Genomic DNA, 517 nt, shown 5'->3' on the forward strand with positions numbered 1-517 from the left:
TCGTTGCGCCACACCTGCTCGCCGTCGAGGGTGACGGTGCCGGTGGAGGGGGCGAGGAAGCCGCCCATCATGTTGATCAGGGTGGACTTGCCGGCGCCGTTCGGGCCGAGCAGACCGGTGACGCCGGGGCCGATGGTCATCGTGACGTCGTTGACGGCGACCACGTTGCCGAACCAGCGGGAGACGTGGTCGATGCTGAGGGTTGTCACAGGCCCACCTTCTTGTAACGGCGCATCAGGAGAGCGTGGGAGGCGACGATCAGGCCCAGGGTGACCAGGACGAAGAGGATGCCCTCGGTCCGGTCGGGGCCGACCCCGCCGGGGAAGGCGGAGCTCGCGCCCAGGTAGGCGGACTGCACCCCGTCGATGAGGGTGATCGGCGAGAACAGGCCGATCAGGATGCCGGCGTCGCCGCTGCCCTGGACGTCGGCGATGGCCTGGAGGGTGGAGACGGCGCCGTAGGAGATGGTCAGCACGGCGATCACGGCGGCGATGCCGAAGCCGCGGCGCGGCGTGAC

General features: G+C 69.8%; 1 protein-coding gene and 1 pseudogene. Both read right to left on the bottom strand.

The window, feature by feature from the left end:
* The coding region (locus LPA54_RS36515) for an ATP-binding cassette domain-containing protein (RefSeq protein WP_228984805.1) at positions 1 to 209 on the bottom strand (209 nt) is incomplete at its 3' end.
* Positions 206 to 517 (bottom strand): annotated as a pseudogene (locus tag LPA54_RS36520) (ABC transporter permease); the annotation flags it as partial. The pseudogene LPA54_RS36520 and the gene LPA54_RS36515, both read right to left, overlap by 4 nt.

The sequence above is a fragment of the Streptomyces sp. DH12 genome (genome assembly GCF_020873895.1).
Classification (GTDB): Bacteria; Actinomycetota; Actinomycetes; order Streptomycetales; family Streptomycetaceae; genus Streptomyces.